The sequence below is a fragment of the Pseudomonas sp. LBUM1666 genome (assembly GCF_059695775.1).
Genome location: NZ_CP166789.1, coordinates 566,220 through 584,562 on the forward strand (window position 1 = coordinate 566,220; position 18,343 = coordinate 584,562).

Here is an 18,343-nt window from a genome sequence, read left to right on the forward strand (position 1 = left end):
GCACCAAGTTTGCGCGAATGAGGACAAGTGTTATGGGTAAGAATGTCGTAGTCCTGGGCACCCAATGGGGTGATGAGGGCAAAGGCAAGATCGTTGATCTGCTGACCGAACATGCTGCCGCCGTAGTGCGCTACCAAGGTGGCCACAACGCTGGTCACACCCTGGTGATCGATGGCGAAAAAACCGTCTTGCACCTGATCCCGTCGGGCGTGTTGCGCGAAGGCGTGCAGTGCCTGATCGGCAACGGCGTGGTGGTTGCACCCGACGCTCTGCTGCGGGAAATCATCAAGCTGGAAGAAAAAGGCGTACCGGTGCGCGAGCGCCTGCGTATCAGCCCGTCCTGCCCGCTAATCCTGTCCTATCACGTAGCGCTGGACCAGGCTCGTGAAAAGGCCCGTGGCGAGCTGAAGATCGGTACAACTGGTCGCGGCATCGGCCCGGCGTACGAAGACAAGGTTGCACGTCGTGGCCTGCGCATCGGTGACCTGTTCCATCGTGAGCGTTTCGCCGCCAAGCTGGGTGAGTTGCTGGATTACCACAACTTCGTCCTGGTCAATTACTACAAAGAGCCTGCGATCGACTTCCAGAAAACACTCGACGAGTGCATGGAATACGCCGAGCTGCTGAAGCCGATGATGCTCGACGTCACCGCTGAGCTGCACGAGCTGCGTCGCGCTGGCAAAGACATCATGTTTGAAGGCGCCCAAGGCTCCCTGCTGGACATCGACCACGGTACCTACCCGTACGTCACCAGCTCCAACACCACCGCGGGCGGGATCGCTACCGGTTCGGGTTTTGGTCCGATGTACCTGGATTACATCCTCGGCATCACCAAGGCCTACACCACTCGCGTCGGTTCGGGTCCGTTCCCGACTGAGCTGTTTGATGATGTGGGTGCTTTCCTGGCCAAGCGTGGCCATGAGTTCGGCGCTACCACCGGCCGTGCCCGTCGTTGCGGCTGGTTCGATGCCGTCATCCTGCGTCGCGCTATCGACGTCAACAGCATCTCGGGCCTGTGCCTGACCAAGCTGGACGTGCTGGACGGTCTGGAAACCATCAACATCTGCGTTGGCTACAAGAACCAGGATGGTGCAGTGATCGACGCACCGACTGACGCCGACAGCTACATCGGCCTGGAGCCGGTGTACGAAGAGATGCCAGGCTGGACCGAATCCACCGTCGGTGCCAAGACCCTGGAAGAGCTGCCACAGGCTGCACGCAACTACATCAAACGCGTCGAAGAGTTGGTCGGTGCGCCGATCGACATTATTTCGACGGGCCCGGACCGCAACGAAACCATCGTTCTGCGTCACCCGTTCGCTTAATAAGTTGTTGATGTAAAACACAAAGGGCCCTTAATTGGGCCCTTTGTCGTTTGTGTCTGTTAGACGGCATGACCTTTGCTGTGATCTTCATTAAGTGCATCTTTTCTGGGGTGCCATCAATTTAATGGCGTCAACGCAGAGGGATATCAAGTGTCGGCCGTTCTCTCACTGTTACAAAGCCGTCTATTACGGCCCGTGTTCGTTACCCTTGGTATCGCCCTTTTGGTGCAGGTGCTGGTGGCTGTTGCCTTGACTCGGAGCACAGTGACCGCACTGGAAGCCGATCTGGGTGTGCGCCTGGGTGCCGACAGTCAAAAACTTTCCGGTGAGCTGGAGCAGGCGGGGCGTGAAGTCACGTCGAGCCTCGACAGCCTGTCCACCAGTACCCGTCAGCGACTCACTGCCGGCCTGTCCTCGCGTCTGAAGGATGAGCAGGCGCAGTTGCGTACGACTCTGGAAAAAGACCTGAAGGACTCCGCCAATGATATGGCGCAGCTTCTGGCCTCGGTCGCACCCCGCGCCATGTGGGACAGCGACGTGCCTACCCTGTCCGAATTCGCCCGCCGGGCCCAGCGCAATCCGAGCGTGCTGTTCGTGATCTACGACGACGCTACCGGCCAGCACCTGACGCGCTATTTGAACCGCGAGAATCCGATCAACAAAGCGCTGCTGGAAAAAGGCCAGGGTGAGCGCGCATTGGACAAAGTGCTGGATGCGGCGAAAAACGATCCATCGGTCTACTACCTCGAAGCCTCAATTAGCCCCAATGGCGTGGAAATCGGCAAGGTCTTGATGGGCGTCTCCACCGCTTCCGTGGAAGTCGATCTGGCAGCCCTCGACAAACGCTTCTCGGCGCTGATCGCCAGCAGTGATCAACTGGTCGGCGATAGCCTCAAAGGCGCCGCAGCGGACAGTGCGGCAGCGATGGGCGCGCGTTTGCAGTCGGCGCAGTCCACGGCCTCTGAAATGAAAGCCAACACCACCAGCACTGTGCAGGAAGCGGCGGGCACTTTGCGCTGGCGCATTGGCATGGGTCTGGCGGTGGTGGGTTTCGGTGTGTTGCTGTTGCTGGCCGTGGTGCTGGGTCGTCGCGTGGTCAATCGCCTGAAGCTGCTGATTGCGGCCATGGACGACCTGGCTGCGGGCGAGGGCGACCTGACAAAGCGCGTGCAGATCAACAGTAAGGACGAAATCGGCGACATGGCCTCGGCGGTCAATCGCTTTGTGGATAAGTTGCAGCCGATCGTGCGTGAAGCGGGCGATGTGGCTCAACGCACTGGCGTGGAAATCGGCGCCATGACCCTGCGTAATGCCGGGGCCGATAAAGCGGCGGGCATGCAGCGCGATGAAGTGGCCGAGAGCCTGCGTGCCTTGTCGCAAATGGCTGACGAAGCCCAGTCTGAAAGTCATGCCATGCAGGCAGCCTTGCAGCAAGTGGTGGATATTCGTTCGGCCACGGATGAAAACACGCGGACCTCGGCGAAAGTCGGCAGCCTGATCGAGGCGTTGGCCGGGCAGGTCGATACCGGGGCGAAAGTCATCGAGCGGCTGGCGCAGCAGAGTGAGCAGATTGAAGTGGTGCTGACGGTGATTCACGGGATCGCCGAGCAAACCAACCTGCTGGCGCTGAACGCGGCCATCGAAGCCGCGCGTGCGGGCGAGACCGGTCGCGGGTTTGCCGTGGTGGCCGATGAAGTGCGGGCGCTGGCGAGCAAGACACAGAGCTCCACCGGCGACATTCAGGCGCACATCGTTGCCTTGCAGCAAGGTGCGCGTGAGGCGGTGGCAGCGATCGGTCAGGCCGGGCGTCAGGCCAGCGAAGGTTTGCTGGTGCTGCGTGACAGTGCGCGGTTGCAGCAATCGGTGCAGGCGTCGGTCGAGCAGGTTCATGCGGCGATTGGTCTGGCAACGCAGGCAGCTGCGCATCAGGCGCAAGGCGCGCAGGCGGTGCGTGGTCGGGTTGAGACCATTCATGCGCAGGCAGAGAAGGCTGCTCAAGCGGTGGTGGAAACCACGGCCAGCGGCAAGGTGCTGGATGGGTTGGCTGCGCAGTTGAAGGCCAGCCTGGGGCAGTTCAGGGCTTAGGATTTTCTTTGTCCGAACTAGCCTCTTCGCGAGCAGGCTCGCTCCCACAGGAGAATGCGTTCCAATGTGGGAGCGAGCCTGCTCGCGAAGGCAATGTCAGCGGCTCAGATACATCCGAGTCGTAAGCAAATAGACCGGCAACCCCGACACCAAAATCAACAACGCCGCATAAGGCGCCGCCGCCGCAAACTCCACATTCGCGGTATGCGCCCAGACTTCCGTCGCTAGCGTATTGAGTCCGGTCGGACTCAGCAGCAGCGTCGCCGTCAGCTCCTTCATCGCGTCCAGAAACACCAGCGCAAACGCTGCGCCCAGTGCCGGGAAAATGATCGGCAACGTCACCCGACAAAACGCACTGAAAGACGATGCACCCAGCGTGCGTGCAGCCTCTTCCAGTTGCGGCGCAGCCTTGTTCAGTGCCGTACGAATCGGCGCCTGTGCCAGCGGCAAAAACAGCAATGCATAAGCGATCAGCAACAATGCCGAAGTCTGGTACAGCGCCGGCACATAGTGCAGGGCGAAATACACCAGCGTCAGCGCGATCACCAGTCCTGGCAGCGCATGCAGCAGATACGGCAAGCGTTCGGCCCAGATCGCCAATTGGCCTTTGTAGCGCACGACCAGCAATCCCACCGGCACTGCCAACACCAGGCACAGCGCGGCGCCGCCCAGCGACAACGCCAGGGAGGAGAGCAGCGCCTCGCTGATCGCAGCTACCGGGAACGCTGCCGACGAACCCACTGCCAGCCAGTACGCCAGCATTCCGAGCGGAATACCGCTACCGATGATCGCCAGCGCCAGGCAGTAAAGTTGTCCGGCAGCAACCCAAGGCCCCAGCCGAACCTGTTCCGCATGCCGAGCCGCGCCCTGACCGGTACGCACATGTCGGCCCTTGCCGCGTACGCGCAGTTCCAGCCACAGCAGTATCAGACACAGCGCCAGCAATACGGCGGAAAGCATCGCCGCATTCGCGTTACTGAATTCCAGTTCGAACTGTTGATAGATCGCGGTGGTAAAGGTTTGCAGTCCAATGATCGACAGCGCACCGAATTCCACCAGCATGTGCAGCGCGATCAGCAGCGAACCGGCTAGCAGTGACGGCCAGAGCAGCGGTAGGGTAATTCTGAAAAACACGCCCCAGCGATTCTGCCCCAGTGTGCGGGCGGACTCTTCGAGGGAGGGGTCGAGATTGCGCAGGGTCGCCGCGACCGGCAGAAAGATCAGCGGATACTTGGACAGGGTCATCACCAGGATCGCCCCGCCCAAGCCTTCGAAATGAGCGCTCAGCGAAACCCAGGTAAAGCTGCTGATAAATGCCGGTACCGCGAACGGCAGGCACAGAATCACACCCCACAAGCGCCGTCCGGGCAGGTTGCTGCGCTCAAGCAGCCAGGCCAGCGACAGGCCGATCACGCCACAGGCGAGCGTCACACCGACCATAAGCGCCAAGGTGTTGCGCAGCAGGCCAAACACATAAGGGCGCCACAACAAATGCAGCGCCTCGGCCCAACCGGCCTGCCAGGTTTTGAGCCCGACATACGCCAGCGGCAACAGGCTGAGCACCACCAGCAGCAAAACCGGTAGCAGCAGCCAGATCGATGGCCGCTTGCGCCGCGGCACGTAACCCCCGTGCGCGACGGGGGCGGATAACGATGCGCTCATCAGTTCAAGCCAACGTCACGTTCCAGGTCCAGGGCTTCTTCGGCATTGCCGAGGTCGGCTGGCGTGACTTTCGGTGCTTGCAGCTCGCTGAACGGCTTGAGCCCACGATCCGATTCCATGCCTTTGTGCAGTGGGTATTCGGCGGTGGTCTGGGTGATCACGCGCTGACCTTCTTCGCTGGCCATGTAAGCGAGGAATTGCTGGGCTTCTTTTGGATGCTTGCTGGATTTCAGCACGGCCGCACTGGAAACCGTGATCAGCCCGCCGACGTCGCCGCCGGTGAAGTAATGCAGTTTCGAATCGAGCTGGCCTTTTTCACGCTGCAAGGCGAACCAGTAGTAATTGTTGACCAGCACGGTGGCGACTTCGCCGTTTTCCACCGCCTTCAGTGCAACCATGTTGTTGCTGTAGGTCTTGCCGAAAGCACGCAAACCGGTCAGCCATTCTTCGGCCGCGTCCATGCCGTGTACTTTGATGATCGCCACGGCCTGTTCCTGGAAGGCGCCACTGGTAGGCACGAAGCCGACCTTGCCTTGCCATTTCGGATCGGAGAACTCCATGACTGACTTGGGCAGGTCTTTTTCATCGATCAGTTTCGGGTTGAAGGCGACCACGCGGACCCGTGCGGTGACACCGATCCAGGTGCCGTTGCCGGCGACGTAGTCTTTGGGCAGAACGGCCAGGGTGGCGGCATCGGTCTGCGCCAGCAGGCCTTGTTCGCCGAGTTTGTTCAGTGGTGGCGATTCTTCGGTGTAGATCACGTCGGCAGGGGAGCGATCACCTTCTTCGACGACCTGGCTGGCGAGCTGGTTGCTGCTGCCTTTGCGCACATTGACGTGAATCCCGGTCTTGGCTTCGAAGGCTTTGGCGATGGCGTCGCCGACTTCTTTGTGTTGACCGTTATAGAGTGTCAGGGAAACCGGTTCGGCGGCTTGGGTGAGGGGAGTCGCGAGTGCCAGGCTGAGGAGGGTAAAGGTCAGGCCGCGGCGCAGGGTATTTCGAAACATCATTCGCAAGGTTCCTCACTGTCGCATTGCAAAAACTTGAAACAATGATAAACGATATTGTTTCTCAAGTGCGCCTTGCGGGGGTGAGAAGGGTTTGCTAGAGCGTCCTGGATTAACTTTTCAAACCCCGGAAACGCAAAAACCCGCTTTCGCGGGTTTCTGTGAAATTCAAGATCGTGACCTTGAATTTGAATTGGTGCCCAGAAGAAGACTCGAACTTCCACGACCTTGCGGTCACCAGCACCTGAAGCTGGCGTGTCTACCAATTTCACCATCTGGGCATAATCTTCAGCGTTGCCGCTGTTGATGTGGCGCACTATACGGAGAGCTTTTTGATCTGTAAACCCCTGATTTAGTTTTAATAAATCAGAGGCTTAGAATGCAAAAAACCCGCTTTCGCGGGTTTTTGTGTGAGCCTTGAAATTGATCTAATCTCAAGCTCGAAATTGGTGCCCAGAAGAAGACTCGAACTTCCACGACCTTGCGGTCACCAGCACCTGAAGCTGGCGTGTCTACCAATTTCACCATCTGGGCATTATCGACAATGCGTCTGCGTCGTCGATGGCGCGCACTATACGGAGCGTCTTTTTAACTGTAAACCCCTGAGGTCGAAAAAACCTGGAAAATTTTACCAGTGGCATTTAATTCAGCTTCGCGGTGTCGATAAAGGGCTTTAGATGGGCTGTCATAGCCTGAAATTTCCCGTTTCATTACGCCTATGCCAAACTAACCCGCATATAGACAAGGTGAAAACTCTCTAATGGCCGATTGGCAGTCCCTCGATCCCGAGGCCGCTCGTGAAGCGGAAAAATATGAAAACCCTATTCCTAGCCGCGAACTGATCCTTCAGCACCTTGCTGATCGGGGTTCGCCTGCTAACCGCGAGCAGCTGGTCGAAGAGTTTGGTCTGACTACAGAAGACCAGATCGAAGCCCTGCGCCGCCGCCTGCGCGCCATGGAGCGCGACGCTCAACTCATCTATACCCGTCGCGGCACCTATGCGCCGGTGGACAAGCTTGACCTGATCCTGGGCCGCATCAGCGGTCACCGTGACGGCTTCGGCTTCCTGGTCCCGGATGACGGCAGTGATGACCTGTTCATGAGCCCGGCGCAAATGCGTCTGGTGTTCGATGGCGATCGTGCGCTGGCCCGTGTTTCCGGCCTTGACCGTCGCGGTCGCCGCGAAGGCATGATCGTCGAAGTGGTGTCTCGTGCCCACGAGACCATCGTCGGCCGTTACTTCGAAGAGGGCGGTATCGGTTTCGTCGTCGCGGATAACCCGAAGATCCAGCAAGAAGTGCTGGTCACGCCGGGCCGTAACGCTAACGCCCAAATCGGTCAGTTCGTCGAAGTGAAGATCACTCACTGGCCGACGCCACGCTTCCAGCCGCAAGGCGACGTGGTCGAGGTTGTGGGTAACTACATGGCGCCGGGCATGGAAATCGACGTTGCCCTGCGCACGTACGACATTCCTCACGTCTGGCCCGAGGCTGTGCTGAAAGAAGCTGCCAAGCTCAAGCCGGAAGTCGAAGAAAAAGACAAAGAGAAGCGCATCGACCTGCGCCATCTACCGTTCGTCACCATCGACGGTGAAGATGCGCGCGACTTCGATGATGCGGTCTATTGCGAAGCCAAGCCGGGCAAGCTGCGCCTGTTCTCCGGCGGCTGGAAGTTGTACGTGGCGATTGCCGACGTTTCCAGCTACGTGAAAATCGGTTCGGCCCTGGACAATGAGTCCCAGGTTCGCGGCAACTCGGTGTATTTCCCCGAGCGCGTCGTGCCGATGCTGCCTGAGCAGCTGTCCAACGGCCTGTGCTCGCTGAATCCGCACGTCGATCGTCTGGCCATGGTTTGCGAGATGACTATCTCCAAATCCGGCGAGATGACCGACTATTGCTTCTACGAAGCGGTGATTCATTCCCATGCTCGTCTGACCTACAACAAAGTCAGCGCCATGCTGGAAACGCCGAAACTCACCGAGGCGCGTCAGCTCCGTGGCGAGTACAACGACGTTCTGCCGCACCTCAAGCAGCTTTACGCACTGTACAAAGTGCTGCTGGCCGCTCGTCACGTGCGTGGCGCGATCGATTTCGAAACGCAGGAAACCCGGATCATCTTCGGGACCGAGCGCAAGATTGCCGAAATCCGTCCAACCGTTCGTAACGACGCCCACAAGCTGATCGAGGAATGCATGCTGGCGGCCAACGTGGCCACCGCCGAATTCCTGAAAAAACACGAAATCCCAGCGCTGTATCGCGTCCACGATGGCCCGCCACCGGAGCGTCTGGAAAAACTGCGCGCCTTCCTTGGCGAACTCGGCCTGTCCCTGCACAAAGGTAAGGACGGCCCGTCGCCGAAGGACTACCAGGCATTGCTGGCGAGCATCAAGGATCGTCCGGATTTCCACCTGATCCAGACCGTCATGCTGCGTTCGTTGAGTCAGGCGGTGTATAGCGCCGATAACCAGGGCCACTTCGGCCTGAATTACGAAGCCTATACCCACTTCACTTCGCCGATCCGCCGCTACCCGGACTTGCTCACGCACCGGGCGATTCGCAGCGTCATCCATTCGAAAATGGACACCCCGCACGTTCGCCGTGCTGGCGCGATGACCATTCCGAAAGCGCGCATCTATCCGTACGACGAGGCGATTCTGGAGCAGCTCGGCGAGCAGTGCTCGATGAGCGAGCGCCGTGCCGACGAAGCGACCCGCGACGTCGTGAACTGGCTCAAGTGCGAGTTCATGAAAGACCGTGTGGGCGAGTCGTTCCCGGGTGTGATCACTGCCGTGACCGGTTTTGGTCTGTTCGTCGAACTGACCGATATCTACGTCGAAGGCCTGGTACACGTCACCGCGCTGCCGGGCGATTACTACCACTTCGATCCTGTGCACCACCGCCTGGCCGGTGAGCGTACCGGTCGCAGCTTCCGTCTTGGCGATACCGTTGAAGTGCGGGTCATGCGCGTCGACCTCGACGAGCGCAAGATCGACTTCGAGATGGCTGAAAAAACCATCAGCGCGCCGATTGGCCGCAAGAAGCGCGGGACTGAAACTGCTGCGCCTGCTGCTAAAACCGCCGCAGAGCCGGCCCCGGCTAAAACCGGTCGTCGTCCTGCGAAGGAAAAGGCTGTAGAAGCCTATCGTCCGAGCGATGCCGCGGCGAAAAATGCCGAATTGCGCAAAAGTCGTGAGATGAAGCAGGCGTTGCTGTCTGAAGCGAAAAGCGGCGGTAAAGCGGCGTCTGGGGGAAAGACCGGACGGTCGGCGCCTGACAAGGCTCCCGGCGGTAAGCCAGCCAAACCGAGCAAACACCGTAAAGGCCCGCCAAAAGCGGGTTCTGCTCCAGCCGCCAAAAGCGGCGGGGCGCGTAAACCGAAGGCCAAGTCATGAGTCAGTTGGAAAAGATCTACGGCGTGCACGCTGTAGAAGCGTTGCTGCGTCACCACCCAAAACGCGTCAAGCAGATCTGGCTGGCCGAAGGCCGCAGTGATCCGCGGGTTCAGACGCTGATCGCGTTGGCAGCCGAAAATCGCGTCGCCGTCGGCAACGCTGAGCGTCGTGAACTCGACGCCTGGGTTGATGGCGTGCACCAGGGCGTGGTGGCGGACGTGAGTCCGAGCCAGGTCTGGGGCGAGGCGATGCTCGACGAACTGCTCGATCGATCCGAAGGCGCACCGCTGTTGCTGGTGCTCGACGGCGTGACCGACCCGCACAACCTCGGCGCTTGCCTGCGTTCGGCCGATGCGGCCGGTGCGTTGGCGGTGATCGTGCCGAAAGATAAGTCAGCCACCCTGACTCCGACGGTACGTAAAGTGGCCTGCGGCGCGGCGGAAGTGATTCCGTTGGTTGCGGTGACCAACCTGGCGCGCACGCTTGAGAAACTCAAGCAGCGCGGCTTGTGGGTCGTCGGTACGGCGGGCGAGGCTGAGCAGAGTCTGTATCAGCAAGACATGACCGGCCCGACCATCCTGATCATGGGCGCTGAAGGCAGCGGCATGCGTCGCCTGACTCGCGATCTTTGCGACTACCTGGTGCACCTGCCGATGACCGGCAGCGTCAGCAGCCTCAACGTGTCTGTGGCGACCGGCGTCTGCCTGTTTGAAGCCCAGCGCCAGCGCGGCGTCAAGGCTGCCGGGACTACCAAGAAGTCCTGATCCGGTACTCACCCCTGTGGGAGCGAGCCTGCTCGCGAAAGCGGAGTAACATTCAGCATCAATGTTGAATGCTAAGCCCCCTTCGCGAGCAGGCTCGCTCCCACAGTGTTTGGTGTTTGGGTGAAGATTGGAGGTTGTTCAAATAATCACCAATTGCCTTGCACCTCTTCTGTCCCTTCTCTACAATTGCGCCCCTTGCTGTGACGGCAGGCACGCATGTGTCTATCGCAAGCAAGTCCATAAGTGTCATTCACTCCTTGTCTGACCGCTTTTGAGCGGCAGGCTACAACCCGTAAGGAGCATTCATGCGTCATTACGAAATCATCTTTTTGGTCCACCCGGATCAAAGCGAGCAAGTCGGCGGCATGGTAGAGCGTTACACCAAGCTGATCGAAGAAGACGGCGGCAAAATCCACCGTCTGGAAGATTGGGGCCGTCGTCAACTGGCCTACGCAATCAACAATGTTCACAAGGCTCACTACGTGATGCTGAACGTTGAGTGCACTGGCAAGGCCCTGGCCGAGCTGGAAGACAACTTCCGCTACAACGATGCAGTGATCCGTAACCTGGTCATCCGTCGCGAAGAAGCCGTTACCGGCCAATCCGAGATGCTCAAGGCTGAAGAAAACCGCAGTGAGCGCCGTGAGCGTCGCGACCGTCCTGAGCACGAAGGCGCTGAAAGCGCTGATAGTGATGACAGCGACAACAGCGATAACGCTGACGAGTAATCCACGGACCTTTTGAGGAGCCTATTACATGGCACGTTTCTTCCGTCGTCGTAAATTCTGCCGCTTCACCGCTGAAGACGTGAAAGAGATCGATTACAAAGATCTCAACACTCTGAAAGCTTATGTATCCGAGACCGGCAAAATCGTTCCAAGCCGCATCACCGGTACCAAAGCACGTTATCAGCGTCAGCTGGCCACCGCTATCAAGCGCGCCCGCTTCCTGGCCCTGCTGGCCTACACCGACAGCCACGGCCGCTGAGACCGGGCAGTCGACACGTAGCAAAGGATTGAAAGCATGCGTGCCATAGCTGAGTTCATCATGCGCGGCCGTATGCAGGCCACTCTGGTAGTGGCTGGATGCGCAACATTGCCGTTGTTGTATTGGTTGGGTGCTGCCGCGGGTTGCCTTGTGCTCCTGCGGCGCGGATTGAAGGACGCCCTGGGCGTTCTTGCTCTGGGACTGCTGCCGGCGTTGATCTGGTGGCTTTACTCCGATGACCCACGGGCACTTCTGGTGCTGCTGGGGTCTTGGAGCCTTGCGTTGGTTTTACGCGCAAGCGAATCCTGGAACCGCGTGCTGCTGGTCAGCATAGCGATGGGAGTGGTGTTTTCAGTGGTGCTGGGGACGGTTTTTGGTCCCCAAATCGAGATGCTGGCGCAGGCTTTGATAAAAGTCATGCCGTCGCTACTCGGTGATGTCTACCAGAAGTTGTCGGTAGACGAGCAAGCGCATTTTGCGTCCCTGATCGCACCGGTCCTGACCGGCCTGATTGCGGCCTTGTTGCAAATCGTCAGTGTGCTGAGCCTGCTTGTCGGGCGCTACTGGCAGGCGTTGTTGTACAACCCGGGTGGTTTTGGTCGCGAGTTTCGCGCCATCCGATTCCCGCTGGGGCTGGCGATGTTACTGCTGGCGTTCATGCTTCTGGGGCCGAACATTGGTCCGCAGATGGCCATGTTGACGCCGTTGTGCAGTGTACCGCTGGTGTTCGCCGGGCTGGCCCTGATTCACGGGCTGGTGGCGCAAAAGCGACTGGCCAGGTTCTGGCTGGTGGGGTTGTACGTCACGCTGTTGCTGTTCATGCAGCTGATCTATCCGTTGCTGGTGGTCTTGGCCATCGTCGACAGCCTGATTGATTTTCGCGGTCGTTCGACGCCGAAAGACGTCGATAGCGCGAACGGTGAAGGTTAAAAGTTAAGAGGATTTTCACATGCAACTGATCCTTCTGGAAAAAGTCACCAACCTGGGCAACCTGGGTGACAAAGTGAACGTTAAGGCTGGTTACGGTCGTAACTACCTGCTGCCTTACGGCAAAGCTACCGCTGCGACCGCTGCCAACCTGGCTGCGTTCGAAGAGCGTCGCGCTGAGCTGGAAAAAGCCGCAGCAGATCGTAAAACTTCGGCTGAAAGCCGCGCTGCCCAACTGGCTGAGCTGGAAGTGACTATCACTGCCACCGCTGGCGACGAAGGCAAGCTGTTCGGTTCGATCGGTACTCACGACATCGCTGATGCACTGACCGCCTCTGGCGTTGAAGTTGCAAAAAGCGAAGTTCGTCTGCCGAACGGCACTATCCGCAACGTAGGCGAATTCGACGTAGCCGTGCACCTGCACGCCGAAGTTGAAGCCACCGTACGCGTTGTCGTGGTAGCAGCTTAAGCAGCACTTGTCGGCTGGCACCCTCGGGTGCTTGCCGGTAACATCGGGCACGATCCTGTTTACAGGTCGTGCCCTTTGTCTTTCTGTAACCCCTGCTTTTCATAAAATAACCAAGTGGCCATGAACGATATCTCCGCACCCGAGCAATACGATCTGCAAACCGCTGCCCTGAAGGTGCCGCCGCATTCCATCGAGGCCGAACAGGCCGTGCTCGGTGGTTTGATGCTGGACAACAACGCCTGGGAACGCGTGTTGGATCAGGTGTCGGACGGCGATTTCTATCGACATGACCACCGCCTGATCTTCCGTGCGATCGCCAAGCTCGCCGACCAGAACTCGCCGATCGACGTCGTGACCCTTGCCGAGCAATTGGACAAGGAAGGTCAGACCTCGCAAGTCGGCGGCCTCGGATACCTTGGCGAACTGGCAAAAAACACGCCGTCCGTCGCCAACATCAAGGCTTATGCCCAGATTGTCCGCGCGCGGGCGACCTTGCGCCAACTGATCGGCATTGCCTCCGAGATTGCTGACAGCGCCTTCAACCCGGAAGGCCGCTCGGCTGAAGAGATTCTCGACGAAGCCGAACGGCAGATTTTCCAGATCGCCGAGGCCCGGCCAAAAACCGGCGGCCCGGTGAGCGTGAATGACCTGCTGACCAAGGCCATCGACCGCATCGACACCTTGTTCAACACCGACAACGCTATTACCGGCCTGTCCACCGGTTACACCGATCTCGACGGTATGACCAGCGGCCTGCAACCGTCTGACCTGATCATCGTCGCCGGCCGTCCATCCATGGGTAAAACCACCTTTGCGATGAACCTGGTGGAAAACGCCGTGCTGCGCAGCGACAAATGCGTATTGGTCTACTCGCTGGAGATGCCAGGCGAATCGCTGATCATGCGTATGTTGTCGTCGCTGGGTCGGATCGACCAGACCAAGGTCCGTGCCGGACGTCTGGAAGACGATGACTGGCCACGCCTGACCTCGGCGGTCAACCTGCTCAATGATCGCAAGTTGTTCATCGACGATACGGCCGGTATCAGCCCGTCGGAAATGCGTGCGCGGACTCGACGCCTGGTGCGTGAGCATGGCGAGGTTGGCCTGATCATGATCGACTACCTGCAACTGATGCAGATTCCAGGTTCCAGTGGCGACAACCGGACCAACGAGATTTCCGAGATCTCCCGTTCCTTGAAAGCCCTGGCCAAGGAATTCAACTGCCCGGTGGTGGCGTTGTCCCAGCTCAACCGCTCTCTGGAGCAACGACCGAACAAGCGCCCGATCAACTCCGACCTCCGGGAATCCGGAGCGATCGAGCAGGATGCCGACGTGATCATGTTCGTGTACCGGGACGAGGTGTATCACCCGGAAACCGAGCACAAAGGCATCGCCGAGATCATCATCGGCAAGCAGCGGAACGGTCCGATCGGTACGTCACGACTGGCGTTCATCGGTAAGTACACCCGCTTCGAAAACCTGGCGCCGGGCAGCTACAACTTCGACGACGAATAACACTGGCGTCCGACGGTTGATGACCTTGTTTCAGGGGAACAAGGCTCTGATCGCTGGCTCGGTGTAGCCATAGTTCCAGCGCAGTTCGTTGTCGACGGGAATGTCGTCGATGGCAAAGAACGCATACAGCAGGTAGTTTTCCTTGCGCCCGTCTTGGGCTTGAACCTCCACGTTAAACGGCACGGCTTCGACGTTGTAACCCGCTGCTGCCTGTCGTACCGGTTTGCCGTGTTCATACTCGAAGAGGGTATTCATTCGGGACAGCACATTGTCACCGGACAATAGAACGGTAGGGGGGCTGGCGTGGGTGAACAGCTTCCCAGGCAGTACACCGATGAGGAACGGGTCCTTTCTGGCGACACCGACATAACCGGGTATCAATCCTCCACCATAGACCCCAAGAATCTCTCCCTTAACCAGCGGCTTATTGCTGCTCACCATGTCTTGCCCGATCAAGGCCCTTTCCTCAGGCACCTTACAGTCGGCGGCGGTGAATGTGCGTAGTGCCAGTTTTTCTTCGTACAGGTTGGCAACGCCTTCGAAGCCCTCCCATTGAATGTAAGGTTTGATTGCCGCGGCCCCGTAGCGGGTACCTCCATCAGCAGATTTGGCCTGCTGCTGAATTTTTTTGATGCGTAACGGTTGCCCTTTCAGGTCCCTGAGGGGGTAGCGGCCGTTGTTGGCACGATCATAGTTACCGCGTGTGTTGGGGGCCTGTTGAAAGGATCTGATGCTGGACATGCGGTCGCGTTCGGCGGCAGTGAATGGCACAGGCATGACGTTTTCGGTGGCGCTGTGATAGCTGCCGCTTGTCTCCTCCGGGATATCGAGGTGTCTTGACGAGGCAACTCCCGGTGTACCGCCCGGTAATCCCATATCGGAATCGATCTCCCAGCCGCCCCCCACCTTTTGTCGTACGTAGGGCTTGTACGCTCGATAGGGGCTGCGCGCATCAATGGCTTGCCAACCCGGTTTGGCGTACTGCACCTGATAGTACAGGCGGTTTTCCAGCACGTAGTGTTTGTACATGCCACCTTGTAGGGGGGGCTGTTCATAGACTCCGTCTGCGCGTAGCGACAGGTTCGTCGGTGTTTCTTGTCGGGCAAAATGGGTGTCAAGGGGGAAGCCCGGGTTTATGGGGCCGGTAGCCCATGACGCAGTGCCTTCCCGAATTGCCAGAGGTTGTTTGTGCAGACGCTCTATGACGTTGTTGAGCGCGCTCTTCACACGGTCGGACCACCGGTTGTCATCTCTGCTCAAGGCAAGGCGTTCAGTTTCGGGTAGGACCGCTTTGATCGAGTTGTAGAGGTCGGCCGGTCCATCAAGCGGATTTCCCGCGGCATTGTAAGCCCTGTACAGCACGCCCTCTCGAACCAGAACTCTGCGATGAACGGCTGTGACACTGCCGACGCTGCTCAGCAATGTGCCGTTGAGGGTTCTATCGCGCATTTCGATACGCACTGAGTCGGCCCAGTTGGGTAATTGCTTAAGGCTCGTGAGGATGAGTTGGTCGGTGTTAAGAGGGCGAGCGGAATCAAAATAAAGACCCTCATAAATACGTACTGTTTCAATTTCTCTGGAGTACTCGGCTGCTTCATTTTTCATGAGTGGCAGCAACTGTTTTCCCCGCACGATTTGCTGTTCTTCCTGTGGGCTGATGCTGAGTGTCAACTGCTGCAGATAGCTTTTTGGAAGCGTTGGGTGATTCGTGCGAATGTGTTCCTGTATTACTGTTTCCGGTTGTTCGGTCAGCGCATAAATCTGTGGGAACAGCAGGTCTTTTGTTGCCGCAAGATGGGTCTCGAGACGCTGCGCCAAGCGCTCTGCGTTAGTGGCAGTGGACGGCGTCCCGTTGAACAGTTCATTGAGCTCATCCGTTCGCAGCTTCTCGACAACGGTATCTATTAGTTCTCCATTTCTGAGTTGAGCGTAGGTAAATCTAAGTTCGGGCTGTGTTGTATTGGCGGAGTCACCAAAAGTAAAGAGCGTTTCAGCCCCATCGACGACGGTCAGGCGTCGAGTTGTTGGCCAGCCGCTCAGTGTGGTGAGTAGGTGCAGCAAGATGTACGGTGAATAAGGGCCGGTTTTATTTCCTTTGCTACGTTCTATCTTGAAATCTTTTATTTCCTGCCTCAAATCAAAGCGCTTCAATACATCGGTCAGCAGGGCCGGCGGACGTTGGGTGTTCAGATGAAGTTCAATGAGAGCCAATCTGTCTAATCCGCTGACCAGCAGAATGGGCTCGACGGCTTCTTGGCGGATATTGCGTGCGACAGTGCCAAGACGCCTGATCAGTTTCAACCCATCCCAAGTGCCTGGGTCCTCGTGCGGAAGGCGCCATCTGGCGGCATTGTTTTGTAACATCTGTGGGGCATACCCGTTTGGGTCAGAAGGGTGTTGCAGCTCCCACTGCTGGGTGGCGATGTCGACCTTTACTTCATAGAAATGGTCTTCCAGCGCTACATAGGTTTTTGCGTTGTGTTTATACAACCCTTGAGCGTTGGGGTGGATATTTTCAGGGAGTTGAAGTGCCTTCCGATAGGGCGTCAGATCGGGGTGCCAGAGTCGTTCGCTATTGTCGCGCAACCTGATTTTCACCAGGTTGGTGGCGATCCCGGTGGTTTTTATTGCGCCGGCCGTGATGATGCCCAGGGCAGCGGCGTCTGCGACATCCAGCAGATCGTTCAGAGCTTCATCGGTATCGCCACGACTCCAGGCGGCAACGCCGTGATAGACCGAGTTGAGTAACTGCAAGGCTGTTACCGCCAACATCACTTCACCGATGATAGGTACGAAGGACGCGGCGAAAAATAACAGCGACTCTCCTGCGGCCTCAAGCTCCTGGCGTTTTCTCAAGCTGCCGGCGGTGTTGGTATCTGCCGTGGGGACCGCCAGCACGCGAGCGTCAGCTTTCAGGTGAGCAATACGTTGCTTGAAGATCGTTTCATAGAAGTTGCCGGTAATATCCGTACGCACCAAGGGTTTGGCAAAAGACGGTTTATTGAGGCGGTTCGCGCCTGACCGTAAAGTGCCTGGTGTGGTCAGGGGTGTGCCCCGACGCTCTAGCGGAATGAAGCGATTGAAGAATTTTCGGTAGGAGGGCGTCTCCAGTTTAATTGCCAGGGCTGTTTGGAGATCGCCATACGAGTCATATCGTTTGATCGCGTCATCGGGATCATCGGGAATGTAAAGGACGTGTTTAATCTGAGGCCATTTGTCCCGAAACATCAGGATGCCTGGCAGGGCTGTGCCGTCGAGGGTCAGGTGTGAACAGATCAAGTCCTTATGACTGCCGACGGGACTCAATTCGAGTAATAGCGCGTAAAGATCTGTGCTGATGGATTTCTTCATCAGGGCGATGTGGATCGCCGTCTCAAAGGTATTTTGGTCGTCGCTCCTGATCAGGTTTTTTACCTGGTTTGCCGAGCGAGTGGCAGTTGTTCCCGCACTCGCAGAGGGTTCCAGTATTTCACTGATGTGTATCTGGTACTGCTTGCCGATGTCCAGCTCACGACAAACTCTGGCGAAGTGCTCTGGGCGGACAGCACTTTTTTTCTTTTCGCCGAACCCGGACACATAGATGGCCGATCCTGCTTCAAAACCACCGTTCAGGGCTTCGGAAGGTTCGAAGTTCTGCAGGGCGGCGTCTACAAGCGTTTGTTCGGTGGTTTTATGGTGTGTTTTGATCAGCCCCAAGAGGTGGGAGTTCTTCCACTCGCGTAGCAGTGTGGATTTTTCAGCGTCCAGCGATCCCAGGTGTCCTGTGAGCTTTTCGCTCAACAAGGTTCGGGCAAAGTTCAGGGGTTTTTCAGATCTTCGAAGACGGGGGCCAACGCCTGCCTGGCTGCATTGCTTTTGAGGAGGCAGGCGCGAAACGTTTTGCGCTGTTCAGGTGATCCCTCGACTAGCCAGCCAGGCAGCTTGCTCTGGATGAAGCTTGCATGAACAGATAGGGGCGGCGGGGTAGGTGCGGGGGCTGTATTGAGTAAAGTCGAATCGTTCAAGGGAGCTCCGTGGCTCTGGATAAGCCAGTCTGGTAGTTGAAGCGCCAGACTACTCGCGGGTTTTTTTCTTGAAGCATATCTATGTAGTGACGTGTGCTCAGTGAAATGTGATGTATCGGTCAGGGGCAAACCTGATGGTAAAAGCCGACCGCTATTGTCGGAATTGGTTATTTTTTGTGCTATATTCCGCGCCCGCGATTTTTCATT

Annotated in this window: 12 protein-coding genes and 2 tRNA genes; 9 read left to right on the forward strand and 5 right to left on the reverse strand. The window is 57.9% G+C overall.

Annotation, left to right across the window (positions count from 1 at the left end; translation table 11 throughout):
- Positions 1-32: 32 nt before the first annotated feature.
- Complete coding sequence (locus ACA056_RS02490) at positions 33-1,325, forward strand: adenylosuccinate synthase (RefSeq protein WP_010464193.1); 1,293 nt, start codon at positions 33-35, stop codon at positions 1,323-1,325.
- A gap of 150 nt (positions 1,326-1,475) precedes the next feature.
- Positions 1,476-3,410 (forward strand): methyl-accepting chemotaxis protein, encoded by a 1,935-nt coding sequence (locus ACA056_RS02495; RefSeq protein WP_497270257.1) that lies wholly within the window; start codon positions 1,476-1,478, stop codon positions 3,408-3,410.
- Positions 3,411-3,506: 96 nt separating this feature from the next.
- Here ACA056_RS02495 and ACA056_RS02500 read toward each other — a convergent pair whose 3' ends face one another.
- From ACA056_RS02500 to ACA056_RS02515, 4 genes are all read right to left on the reverse strand, one after another.
- Complete coding sequence (locus ACA056_RS02500) at positions 3,507-5,072, reverse strand: ABC transporter permease (RefSeq protein ID WP_497270259.1); 1,566 nt, start codon at positions 5,070-5,072, stop codon at positions 3,507-3,509.
- A complete protein-coding gene (locus ACA056_RS02505) occupies positions 5,072-6,082 on the reverse strand; it encodes an extracellular solute-binding protein (protein WP_497270261.1) in 1,011 nt (336 codons plus the stop codon). Before ACA056_RS02505 ends, ACA056_RS02500 begins: the two co-directional genes overlap by 1 nt.
- A 191-nt stretch (positions 6,083-6,273) precedes the next feature.
- Positions 6,274-6,360, reverse strand: a tRNA-Leu gene (locus ACA056_RS02510).
- Between the two features lie 166 nt (positions 6,361-6,526).
- Positions 6,527-6,613: transfer RNA gene (locus tag ACA056_RS02515), tRNA-Leu, on the reverse strand.
- Positions 6,614-6,839: 226 nt separating this feature from the next.
- On the opposite strand from ACA056_RS02515, the gene rnr reads away from it, so the two are divergent.
- The 7 genes from rnr (at position 6,840) to dnaB (ending at position 14,132) form a co-directional block, all read left to right on the forward strand.
- The gene (rnr, locus tag ACA056_RS02520) at positions 6,840-9,470 is read left to right on the forward strand and encodes a ribonuclease R (RefSeq protein ID WP_497270263.1); all 2,631 of its coding nucleotides are present in this window, start codon (positions 6,840-6,842) and stop codon (positions 9,468-9,470) included.
- A complete protein-coding gene (gene rlmB / locus ACA056_RS02525) occupies positions 9,467-10,234 on the forward strand; it encodes a 23S rRNA (guanosine(2251)-2'-O)-methyltransferase RlmB (RefSeq protein WP_497270265.1) in 768 nt (255 codons plus the stop codon). The genes rnr and rlmB overlap by 4 nt, the downstream gene beginning before the upstream one ends.
- 305 nt (positions 10,235-10,539) lie before the next feature.
- Positions 10,540-10,962 carry a 30S ribosomal protein S6 gene (gene rpsF, locus ACA056_RS02530; RefSeq protein ID WP_003217491.1) on the forward strand — a complete coding sequence of 141 codons (423 nt, stop codon included), beginning with the start codon at positions 10,540-10,542 and terminating at the stop codon, positions 10,960-10,962.
- Positions 10,963-10,990: 28 nt separating this feature from the next.
- A complete protein-coding gene (rpsR, locus tag ACA056_RS02535; protein WP_002551829.1) occupies positions 10,991-11,221 on the forward strand; it encodes a 30S ribosomal protein S18 in 231 nt (76 codons plus the stop codon).
- A 36-nt stretch (positions 11,222-11,257) separates the two neighbouring features.
- Positions 11,258-12,151 (forward strand): YybS family protein, encoded by an 894-nt coding sequence (locus tag ACA056_RS02540; protein ID WP_046044821.1) that lies wholly within the window; start codon positions 11,258-11,260, stop codon positions 12,149-12,151.
- 19 nt (positions 12,152-12,170) lie between these two features.
- Positions 12,171-12,617 carry a 50S ribosomal protein L9 gene (gene rplI, locus ACA056_RS02545; protein ID WP_003197251.1) on the forward strand — a complete coding sequence of 149 codons (447 nt, stop codon included), beginning with the start codon at positions 12,171-12,173 and terminating at the stop codon, positions 12,615-12,617.
- 120 nt (positions 12,618-12,737) lie between these two features.
- Positions 12,738-14,132, forward strand: a complete 1,395-nt coding sequence (gene dnaB / locus ACA056_RS02550; RefSeq protein ID WP_497270268.1) for a replicative DNA helicase — start codon at positions 12,738-12,740, stop codon at positions 14,130-14,132.
- Positions 14,133-14,162: 30 nt separating this feature from the next.
- Here the strand turns inward: dnaB and ACA056_RS02555 are convergent, their stop codons facing one another.
- Positions 14,163-17,999, reverse strand: a complete 3,837-nt coding sequence (locus ACA056_RS02555) for a dermonecrotic toxin domain-containing protein (RefSeq protein ID WP_497273483.1) — start codon at positions 17,997-17,999, stop codon at positions 14,163-14,165.
- Between the last annotated feature and the right edge of the window lie 344 nt (positions 18,000-18,343).

What these genes read in the sequence shown, in the direction of transcription:
- ACA056_RS02500 (WP_497270259.1), bottom strand. Translation starts at nt 5,072, where the DNA reads ATGAGCGCATCGTTATCCGCCCCCGTCGCGCACGGGGGTTACGTGCCG.
- dnaB (WP_497270268.1), top strand. Translation starts at nt 12,738, where the DNA reads ATGAACGATATCTCCGCACCCGAGCAATACGATCTGCAAACCGCTGCC.
- rpsF (WP_003217491.1), top strand. Translation starts at nt 10,540, where the DNA reads ATGCGTCATTACGAAATCATCTTTTTGGTCCACCCGGATCAAAGCGAG.
- rnr (WP_497270263.1), top strand. Translation starts at nt 6,840, where the DNA reads ATGGCCGATTGGCAGTCCCTCGATCCCGAGGCCGCTCGTGAAGCGGAA.
- rplI (WP_003197251.1), top strand. Translation starts at nt 12,171, where the DNA reads ATGCAACTGATCCTTCTGGAAAAAGTCACCAACCTGGGCAACCTGGGT.
- ACA056_RS02540 (WP_046044821.1), top strand. Translation starts at nt 11,258, where the DNA reads ATGCGTGCCATAGCTGAGTTCATCATGCGCGGCCGTATGCAGGCCACT.
- rpsR (WP_002551829.1), top strand. Translation starts at nt 10,991, where the DNA reads ATGGCACGTTTCTTCCGTCGTCGTAAATTCTGCCGCTTCACCGCTGAA.
- ACA056_RS02490 (WP_010464193.1), top strand. Translation starts at nt 33, where the DNA reads ATGGGTAAGAATGTCGTAGTCCTGGGCACCCAATGGGGTGATGAGGGC.
- ACA056_RS02505 (WP_497270261.1), bottom strand. Translation starts at nt 6,082, where the DNA reads ATGATGTTTCGAAATACCCTGCGCCGCGGCCTGACCTTTACCCTCCTC.
- rlmB (WP_497270265.1), top strand. Translation starts at nt 9,467, where the DNA reads ATGAGTCAGTTGGAAAAGATCTACGGCGTGCACGCTGTAGAAGCGTTG.